General features: G+C 52.4%; 10 protein-coding genes. 1 reads left to right on the top strand and 9 read right to left on the bottom strand.

Features of this window, described 5'->3' with window-relative positions; translation table 11 throughout:
* On the top strand, positions 1–1,107 hold a 1,107-nt coding region (gene glgC, locus IJT02_10370; GenBank protein MBQ7545332.1), incomplete at its 5' end, for a glucose-1-phosphate adenylyltransferase.
* Positions 1,108–1,242: 135 nt separating this feature from the next.
* Here glgC and IJT02_10365 read toward each other — a convergent pair.
* The 9 genes from IJT02_10365 to thiM all read right to left on the bottom strand — a co-directional run bounded on the left by IJT02_10365 (position 1,243) and on the right by thiM (position 9,470).
* Positions 1,243–1,911, bottom strand: a complete 669-nt coding sequence (locus tag IJT02_10365; protein MBQ7545331.1) for a hypothetical protein — start codon at positions 1,909–1,911, stop codon at positions 1,243–1,245.
* Between the two features lie 19 nt (positions 1,912–1,930).
* Entirely contained in the window at positions 1,931–2,944 is a 1,014-nt protein-coding gene (locus tag IJT02_10360) for a hypothetical protein (protein MBQ7545330.1), read from the bottom strand.
* A gap of 61 nt (positions 2,945–3,005) precedes the next feature.
* Positions 3,006–4,076 (bottom strand): tRNA 2-thiouridine(34) synthase MnmA, encoded by a 1,071-nt coding sequence (mnmA, locus tag IJT02_10355; GenBank protein ID MBQ7545329.1) that lies wholly within the window; start codon positions 4,074–4,076, stop codon positions 3,006–3,008.
* Between the two features lie 3 nt (positions 4,077–4,079).
* A complete protein-coding gene (locus IJT02_10350) occupies positions 4,080–5,258 on the bottom strand; it encodes a pyridoxal phosphate-dependent aminotransferase (GenBank protein ID MBQ7545328.1) in 1,179 nt (392 codons plus the stop codon).
* Positions 5,259–5,288: 30 nt separating this feature from the next.
* A complete protein-coding gene (locus IJT02_10345) occupies positions 5,289–5,936 on the bottom strand; it encodes a thiamine diphosphokinase (GenBank protein ID MBQ7545327.1) in 648 nt (215 codons plus the stop codon).
* Positions 5,936–7,390 (bottom strand): bifunctional hydroxymethylpyrimidine kinase/phosphomethylpyrimidine kinase, encoded by a 1,455-nt coding sequence (gene thiD / locus IJT02_10340; GenBank protein MBQ7545326.1) that lies wholly within the window; start codon positions 7,388–7,390, stop codon positions 5,936–5,938. Before thiD ends, IJT02_10345 begins: the two co-directional genes overlap by 1 nt.
* The gene (locus IJT02_10335; GenBank protein MBQ7545325.1) at positions 7,359–8,033 is read right to left on the bottom strand and encodes an HAD family phosphatase; all 675 of its coding nucleotides are present in this window, start codon (positions 8,031–8,033) and stop codon (positions 7,359–7,361) included. The genes thiD and IJT02_10335 overlap by 32 nt, the downstream gene beginning before the upstream one ends.
* Positions 8,024–8,662 carry a thiamine phosphate synthase gene (gene thiE / locus IJT02_10330; GenBank protein MBQ7545324.1) on the bottom strand — a complete coding sequence of 213 codons (639 nt, stop codon included), beginning with the start codon at positions 8,660–8,662 and terminating at the stop codon, positions 8,024–8,026. Before thiE ends, IJT02_10335 begins: the two co-directional genes overlap by 10 nt.
* Positions 8,649–9,470: a hydroxyethylthiazole kinase gene (gene thiM / locus IJT02_10325; protein MBQ7545323.1), complete on the bottom strand. Its 822-nt coding sequence runs from the start codon at positions 9,468–9,470 to the stop codon at positions 8,649–8,651. Before thiM ends, thiE begins: the two co-directional genes overlap by 14 nt.
* Positions 9,471–9,474 lie beyond the last annotated feature (4 nt).

The following is a 9,474-nucleotide window of genomic DNA, read 5'->3' as shown; positions in this document are numbered from 1 at the left end:
CGCGGCTGGCAGTTCGGCGGAGCTATGAGAGGCCGGGACTTCTTCGTAACAACAATTCCGGCTCAGATGTGGAGCGGCGAGCACTGGTTCCAGGGCACAGCGGACGCGGTCTATCAGGCCAAGCACATGATCACCCGCTACAGGGCTGACAGGGTATGTATCTTCGCGGCCGACCACATCTACAAGATGGACGTTGACCAGATGATAGCGTACCACATGGCACAGCACGCCGACGTAACGATAGCGGCGAACGTTGTGCCTGTCGAGGAAGCAACGGAGTTCGGGTGCATCAAGACGGACAAGAACGGCCGTATCATCGAGTTCCAGGAGAAGCCGAAGAACCCGCCCGAGATTCCTGGCCGTCCCGGATTCTCGTATGTGTCGATGGGTAACTACGTGTTTGAGCGCAAAGTCCTCGAGGAAGCCCTTGACGACGACGCAATGAAGGAAGAGACGCACCACGATTTCGGCAAGGACATTATCCCCGACCTCGTCGAGCACGGAATGAAGGTCTGCGCCTACGACTTCTCGACGAACATGCTGCCTCACCCGAACGCGGAGACGGAGCTCATCCACCAGTGGAGGACGGACAAGCCTTACTGGCGCGACGTAGGGACGCTGTTTGCGTACTGGAAGGCACACATGGAGCTTATCGGGCACGAGTCAGAGATGACGCTCTATAACCCGATGTGGCCGATTAGAACAGTATCCTACGGAGATCCACCTTCGTACTGCTATCCTGACAGCGGGCATTCAGTCAACATTGACAGGGTAATGTTGAGCGAAGGAAGCCGTATCTTCGGCGCGGACGTAACGAACTCTGTTCTTGCGCGCAACTGCCTCATTCAGGCGGGAAGCGTCGTAGAGGAGAGCATCATCGGACACGACGTGGTGATAGGGCGCAACTGCCGCATCAAGAGGGCAATCATCGACGGGCATAACATTATCCCTGACGGGACAGTCATCGGCGAAGACCCCGAGCTTGACGCGAAGAACTACTACGTTGACCCGAAGTCGGGAATCGTTGTGGCCGGAGTGCCGAAGGAGCTTTACCTGACTGGCAGCGACCAGATCGAGGAAGGCCAGAGCTGGGACACGATGGGCTAAAAGCTCAAAGCTGGAATTTTTTGCGGCACCTCCTGAAGCGATTCGGGGGGTGCTGATTTTTTGCAAGGAATGCGAACGTGCAGATTAAGGGGACGTTTCCCCCTCATGTTGCAAAGAGGGGGATTGTGTTTGTTGTCAGCGGATATTGTAGGTGAGTTTGTGCCCGCCGATAGTGATTTCCATTCTGAGAGGGGAGTCCTTGTCCTCGACTACGAAATTCGGGAGAGTACAGCCGAAAGCATAATGCCCTTTATACATCGGAGCAATTGGCATTTCGTCAACTGGACTCAGACATACAGGCCAGCCTATTGATGTTTCTCCAAGTACGTAGATTTCTGCTTTACTGTAGTCATAGTTGAATTGTCTAACCCAGCCGTCAAATTCGTATTCATCATTGTATATTACATTAACAGCAATATCTTTCATAAAACTTGTCTTCTCTTTCTGTAAATTAAGTATATCCGCTTTTAGCCATGCAAAATCTGACTCTTGTCCACTTGCATGTAAGGCACAGTTCACGTAAATATCAAGCCAAGCCTCACGTAGTTTTTCAGCAAAAATAACATTCTTGTTATCACACCATGCCCCGCCTTTTTTTATTGAGCCTGCTTTGCCATCTTCCCATTGAGCAAATGCTTCAATAAATTTGAAGCCTAGCAACGTAACTGTAGCATAACCCTTAATCTTGTAGGGCTTGCTGAACGTAACGTTATCAAACGTTATCTTTGAGCCGTCATCAGGCCACGCAGATGCCGCAACGAAAACTACCGCCACGACCAGCATTACAGCAAACAGCTTCTTCATGATAACTCCTCCTAATGGTTTACATTAATTCCTGAGCCGAGACTCGCAGAGTATATTCATGCAGTCCGAGCTCAATATTTTTGTCTTCTACACGCGATAAAGGTATTATATACGTTCCCTCACGCAAAATGAAAGGCTTTACTGTTTTCGATGTCCTCGCATCTCCCCTGAAAATGAAACGCTCACTCTCTGTCCCGTTAATATCCTCGACTACTAATTCATAAAGCTTCAGGCTGTAATTTTTGACCGGTTCAAATTCAAGATGAGGGCACACTGAAGCAGTCTTGTCCAGAGTAAAAGTGAAATAATCGATGTCGTTCCTTGTCCCTGTTGAGGCTCTGATATTCTCGTTCAGCGGAATCACATTAGCTGTACTGATGGTGTCATTGGTCTCTTCTTCAGTGTTCACAGCATGAGATGCATTTACGGTGAGGGTATAAGGCTTCCCGCTCCATGAATACAGCCTCGCAACCTCTATTCTGTAAGTTCCTGCACGGAGATACAAGTTCCCTGTGTTGCAAGAGCGGGATTCACCGTCTATGTTCTTCTGCATGAGGACAGCATTTGAAGCACCCCGAACCGTCAGCTTGTAGGAGGCTGTATCCTTATCTGAAGGACGGAACACTATATTAACTGCGCCGGGATAATCTAACGTGAATGTACGCAGAGCTGTACTGTGCGGAGCAGCCAAGTACCCGGTATTAGGAATACCGTTTTGCAGGATAGAATCATCTTGAGACATGCTGCCTTTTACGGCTTCTGAGGACGCAGGTGTAGTTTCAGGTTTCTTATCCCCTGATAATACTCTCGGTGTAAAACAATTATCGGCAGATGATTTGTCAGCAGGTGCTTTTTCTCCCGATGTATCCTCTTTAGAGTCATGATTCAAGATAACAGTTCCGCCTATGTTAAGAATAAACTTGTCTATAACCTTGCCTATATCAATCTGCTCTATCTTAACTAAAGTTACGGTTAATGCCAGCAGACTTGCAACAGATATAGAGATTCTTATCAGCATTCTACGTTTCTTCATGAGCATAAATATATCTTTCGTGGAAATTTGCTGAGATTATAGCAGACTTCAAGAGGAATTGTTATGCAAGCATCTTTGTTATAGTTCCTCCGCCAATCACATAATCCACGTCATAAATCACTGCCGCCTGTCCGACTGCGGGCATCCTCTGTCTCTCCGCAAACTCTATCACCAGCTCATCACTGCCCGTCTGGTTCACGACGCACGGAATCTCCTTCTGCCTGTACCTCGTCTTCACGCCCGCCCTGAAGTTCTCCGGCACTTGGCCGAACGCAATCAGGTTTATTCCCCGCACAATGACACCCCGCGCGTACAAGCTCTCCTCGTTCTCGCGTGCAAGGGTTATAGTGTTCCGTGAAGGGTCAAGAGCGGCAACGTAGAGCCGTGCTTCCGCCGCAACACCGAGCCCCTTGCGCTGTCCCGCAGTGTAGTGAATCACTCCTCTGTGCGTACCTAAGACGTTTCCCGCCGTGTCCACAAAGTTACCTGATGGGTAAACCCTTCCCGTGTACTCCTCGATGAACCTCCCGTAATCCCCGTCAGGCACAAAGCATATATCCTGCGAGTCGTGCTTCCTTGCGTTGGTGAAGCCCAACGAAGCGGCTATATCTCTCACCTCCGGCTTAGTCATTCCTCCAAGCGGAAATTCCGTGCGGGCTAACTGTTCCTGCGTCAGAGTGTACAGCACATAGCTCTGATCCCTCGCAAGGTCTGCGGCTTTCCGAAGCATGTATCTTCCTGATGCGTCCCTCTCTATTCGCGCATAATGTCCCGTCGCTATCTTATCCTCTGCGTGCCTCAGCATTGCGTCGAACTTCATGAACCTGTTGCAGTCTATGCACGGATTCGGTGTCCCGCCGGACTCGTAGACGTTCACGAACTTCCTAATGACTCTGTCCTCGAAGTCCTGCATGTAGTTCAAGACCTCGTGCTCAATCCCCAGAACATCGCACACTGCCTTAGCGTCAACGATGTTTTCACGGGAACAGCACGGATGACGCGATGAGATGCCTAGTGCCTCGTTCAGGTAGAGGAGCATTGTTGCCCCCCTGCAGATGTCGTGCCTCTGTGTGCACAAATAAGCGGAGACGCTGCTGTCAACGCCCCCGCTCATAGCTATTAGTATGCTCATTAACTACTTCAGGAGGTCTCCCATCTTGCGAAGCCTCTTTATGGCTTCCTCGAGAACATCCTCAGTGCGCGCAAAATGGAAGCGTATAAGGTTGTTGATGGGTTCGCGGAAGAAGCTCGAGCCCGGCACGGCCGCAACGCCGATGTTCTTGATTACCCACTCGCAGAACTCGAGGTCAGTCCAGCCCTTGAACTGCGGAAGCGCAAGATAGTCGCTCACATCCACCATCACGAAATACGAGCCCTGCGGAATGTTGTGCTTCAGCCCCGCTTCATCGAGCCCCTCAAGGAATCTGTTGCGGAGCTTCGTGTACTTGGCCTTCAGCCCCTCGTAGTACTCCGGCGGAAGCATGAACGCTTTTACTGCCGCTTCCTGCAGGGGTGCTGCTGCTCCGACAGTCAGGAAGTCATGAACCTTCCTTGCTCCGTCAACAACATCTGCAGGCCCGATAAGGTAGCCCAAACGCCAGCCGGTGATTGAGTACGTCTTGGACAGGGAATTGCAGGTGATTACGTGGTCGAACATTCCCGGAAGGCCGGAAGCGTAAACATGTTTGTACGGGTCAAAGACTATGTGCTCGTAAACCTCGTCGGTGATGATGAACGCATCGTACTTCACTGCAAGAGCACCAATCTCCATTAATTCCTTCTCGGTGAAGACCTTTCCGCAAGGGTTCGAGGGGTTGCAGATTACGATAGCTTTTGCTCCCTGCTTGAAGCCGTCCTCGATAAGGTTGATGTCATAGTCGTACGTTGGAGGAACTAACGGAATGTAGATAGGCGACGCGCCCGAAAGAATCGAGTCAGCACCGTAATTCTCGTAGAAGGGCGAGAACACCATAACTTTATCGCCGGGGTTGCAGATGGTCATCATTGCGGCCATCATTGCTTCGGTGCTTCCGCAGGTGATTACTATCTCGGTCTCGGGGTCAATCTCACGCCCGATTGCCTTGCTCTGTTTCGCGCAGACTGCATCGCGGAAGTTCTTTGCTCCGAAGGTGATTGCGTACTGGTGCGGGCCTTTGTGTGCTGTCTCGGAAAGCGAGTCCATCATCTCAATCGGAGGATCCCAATTAGGAAAACCCTGAGAGAGGTTGATTGCTCCGTACTTGTTGCAGATGCGGGTCATGCGGCGGATTACGGAGTCCGTGAATGTTCCTACCCTGTCGCTTAATTTGGGCATGGTAAAAATTTCAAGTCCTTTCATGGATAATTAACCGTGAATTGTATCACAATTTGCAATGTTCCTAACCAGCACAAGAAGAAGATTCCCTTCCCTGAGGCTCACAATTGCTTCATCACCAAGTACTTCGTTGCTGATGCCGTACTGGTATTCAGGGAGTATCTCCGCACCGTCTAGGTTGTACTTTGCGCCCCCGATTGTGATTCCGCGCGCTGTCCCTGCGATGTTCAGGAGGGAAAAGAACCGCCAGCCAGCTTTGACCTTCACGGTCTCTCCTGCAGTGATTATCCGTATCTCCGAGTAGTCATCGATGATTGTTGCTGTCTTGTTGCGCTTGGCCAGGTACAGCAGAGCGTAAATGTTGCCGAGATTGTGATCCTGCCGTCCGCCCGTAACCCCAAGAAGGAGAAAGTCATCATATCCCCTCCTGATTCCTTCCTTGACCGCAAAGATGGTATCCGTGTCGTCCTTGACTACAGGGAGAACGATAACATTGCGCAAATCCTCCGGCTTCTCGTGGGAGTCGAAGTCGCCGATTATGAGCGAAGGCTTTACCCTTAATCCTTCCTGATGCTTCAGCCCGCAGTCGCAGTACACGAGATAATCATCATCACGGAGACAGCTCCTCATCAGCCCGTAGTTGCGAATCTCCGAGCCTCCGACAATAACCCAGCGCATCAGTGATTCTCCGCCATGTCCCAGAAGCCCATCTCGTAGAGCGAACAGGCTCTGAAGATTTCGCACAGGTGCTCTATCTGAGCGTCCGTGTAGTTCTCCGCCGCTTTCTCGAAGGCAGACACAAGCACCCTGTTGTGCCCGCAGTACACTTCGCCGGAATACGTTGCTATCCAGTGGCCGTAAAGTTCGTGCTTAACGGAGTCGGGGCTGTTCTTGACGATTGCCTTTGCGATGTCCTCATAGCTCAGTGCACATGACAGGATTGCGGCCAAGATTTCGGGCTCTTCCTCCTCGTACGCAACACGGAGCATGTATGAAGTGTAAGACAAGTTCGCGGGATGCCGTGCCGTACGGTCAATCTCCTCCTGCGAGACACCGAGCTTCCCCATGTAGCCCCTGTGAACGTCCATCTCAACATTGGCGATTGCCTCGATGACCGACGAGAAGAGCTGCATTGTCCCGAGAGATTTCGCCTTTGCCGCACCGAGCGCGAAAACCTTGCTGTACTCGTTCAAGTAGTGGTAATCCTGAATGATATAGTACCTGAACTTTGCGGGGTCAAGCGTACCTGTCTCCATTCCCTTGACGAAGGGATGATTGTTGTACTCAGGCCAGATGTCGGCGACGGAGTCCATGAGCCTGCTGACGATTCCCCTGCTCTGCGAGAACTTTCCTGAAAGGTTGAAGTTGTGCATCATCGGCCCGCATCCCTGCCCCAAGTCCAGCCCGGCTCCCAGCGCGCCGGAAATGTACTCTTTCGCGACTCTGACAGCCTCACTCAGTGAATAGCCCTTCGCGAGGTTAGAGGCAATTGCGCTCGAGAGGGTACAGCCCGTGCCGTGAGTGTTGCGCGTGTCTATCCGTTTGCCCGTGAACCACCCGCCGGACTCGCCGTCAAACAGGTAATCGTTCGCGTCGTTGACCATGTGCCCGCCCTTCACCAGAACTGCGCACCCGAAACGTTCACTGATTTTCCGTGCCGACTCAATCATTCCGGCCTCGTCGGTAATCTTCATGCCCGAGAGTATCTCTGCTTCCGGGATGTTCGGTGTCGTTACCGTTGCGAGGGGCAGGAGCTCTTCTGCGAGGGTCTTCACTGCGTCATCAGCTATGAGTTTTGCGCCGCTCGTCGAGACCATGACGGGGTCAACAACAACATTCCGCGCGTCATAATGCTTGAGGGAGTCCGCGATTACGTGAATAAGTGCCGAGCTTGAGACCATGCCGGTTTTGACTGTGTCAGGGAAAATGTCCCCGAACACCGCATCAATCTGCGCCCTCAAGAACTCCGGCGACGACTCCATTATGCCGAAGACACCCGTAGTGTTCTGTGCTGTAAGGGCAGTAACCGCGCTCATTGCGTAAACGCCGTTCATTGCCATCGTCTTTATGTCCGCCTGAATGCCCGCTCCGCCTGATGAATCACTGCCTGCTATCGTTAATGCCGTCCTCAATGTCAATCTTCCTCCAGTCTGTGATGTAATAATCTGCTGTGCGTATAATGCGTTCTCTGTCGTTTGCACTGTATTTGTCCTCAACCCCGAACGTCATGAACCCCGCATTCTTGGCCGCATCGAGGGCAAATAACGCGTCCTCGAAGACTGCAACGCTCTCGGGAACAAGCCCCAGAAACTCAGCACACGCCGTGAAGATGAAGGGATGCCGTTTATCGGTGTGAAGTTCTGTGCACGTGAAGATTCGGGAGAAGTATTCTGCTACGTTGTTGCGTTCGAGAGCTGCTGTCAGTAACTCCCTGTCGCCTGAAGTCGCAATCACCATAGGAATATTTCTGTTCCGAAGCACATCGAGGAACTCACGGACTCCGGGCTTAAGGGCTGCTTCATTCCTGTAGAAGCTCTCAATCATCCTCGTTATGCCGTCCTTTATGCCGTCAACGGAGTCTTTCAGGCCGTAATGTTCCTTGAGGTATGCACACCCCTGCTCGAAGCTCAGAGGCCACAGCTTAGCTGATAACCCCTCCTCAGGAGTCAGGCCAAGACCGCGAAGGTAATACTCTCCGCAGTCCCGCCAAATGTGCATTGAGTTCAGTAATGTACCGTCAGCGTCAAACACAGCCCCGCGAAAACTTATGCGCATATCTTCTCCGACAATGCCCGCAGTTCACGGGAAGCCGCCTCTATGTTCTTGGCCGCGAATACCGCGCTGATTACCGCAAGCCCCGCGATGCCCGAGCCGGAAAGTTCGTGCACGTTCTGCAGGGTGATTCCTCCTATCGCGACAACAGGAATCTTCACCGCAGAGCATATCTCCCGCAGTGCCTCGTGCGTAATGTCCACAGCGTCAGACTTTGAGCCCGTGTGAAAGACTGCCCCCGCTCCGAGATAGTCCGCCCCTTTGCGCTCAGCCTCTATTGCCTCCTCTGCCGTGCGTACGCTAACCCCGAGAATCTTTCCTGCACCGATTAATGCTCTGACGTTACCAGCCTCCATGTCGCTCTGTCCGACGTGAACACCGTCAGCGTCAATCTCACACGCAAGCGCAACGTCATCATTCACAATGAACGGCACGTGAAATTCCCTGCACAACGCCTGAATCTCTACAGCCTCAGCCTTGAACTCCTCGTGAGACAACTCCTTCTCCCGGAGCTGTATCGTCGTTGCCCCGCCCCTGATGGCCGCTCTCACATCATCGATTAATTTCCTGCCGTTGAGCCAGTGCCTGTCGGTAACTGCGTAGAGCCTCAGCGATTCCCTAGAGAACTTCATACTTTGCCCCCTCGTCGAGAACTTTGCCCGTCATGTTGTAGATTGCGTCTATGATTCTGTTGCGGTAAGTCGAATTGCCCTCGCCGTCCTGAAGCCGTGAATAGCCAATCTCTCCTGCAAGCCCCATCATGCACACCGCCGACGCAGAAGCCTCGAGCTTGTGTTCAGGGTTCGCGGCGACGAAGGCTGTCATTATTCCCGAGAGCATACAGCCAGTGCCGGTGATACGCCCCATCTCCGGCCTGCCGTTCCTTATGGCGAAGCAGCGTTCAGCGTCCGCAACGAGGTCGATTGCGCCGGTCAGTGCCACAACTGCACCCGAAGTACGCGCAAACTCCTTCACGAACTTCACCATGAAGCCGAGATTTCCTTCACCCACAGCATCAGCCTTGTCCGCGTCGACTCCGTGCGTTGTTCCCGAACCTTTAACGAGCGTCTTGATCTCTGACGCGTTGCCCCTGATTACGTCGAACTTCAAGGCCTGCAGAAGGTTCGAGGCTGTACGTGTCCTTAACGTGCTAGCTCCTGCACCTACGGGGTCAAGAAGCAGGACGCGGCCAAGTTCCTGCGCTCTACGGCCTGCCCTGAACATCGCATCAATCGTCCGTGCGTTGAGCGTCCCTATGTTGATGTTCAGACCCTGACAAATGCACGTAATCTCCTCTGCGTCTTCGGGCTCGTCGGCCATTATCGGGCTTCCACCGCAGGCAAGAAGTGCGTTGGCTACGTCGTTGACGGTAACATAGTTAGTGATGTTGTGGATGAGCGGTGATGATGACCTTACGCGCTCAAGATAAGTACCTAACACGATA

This window comes from Synergistaceae bacterium, assembly GCA_017450125.1.
Classification (GTDB): Bacteria; Synergistota; Synergistia; order Synergistales; family Aminobacteriaceae; genus JAFUXM01.
The sequence above is the reverse complement of the archived record's forward strand: the minus strand, read 5'-3'. Positions and strand labels throughout refer to the sequence as shown.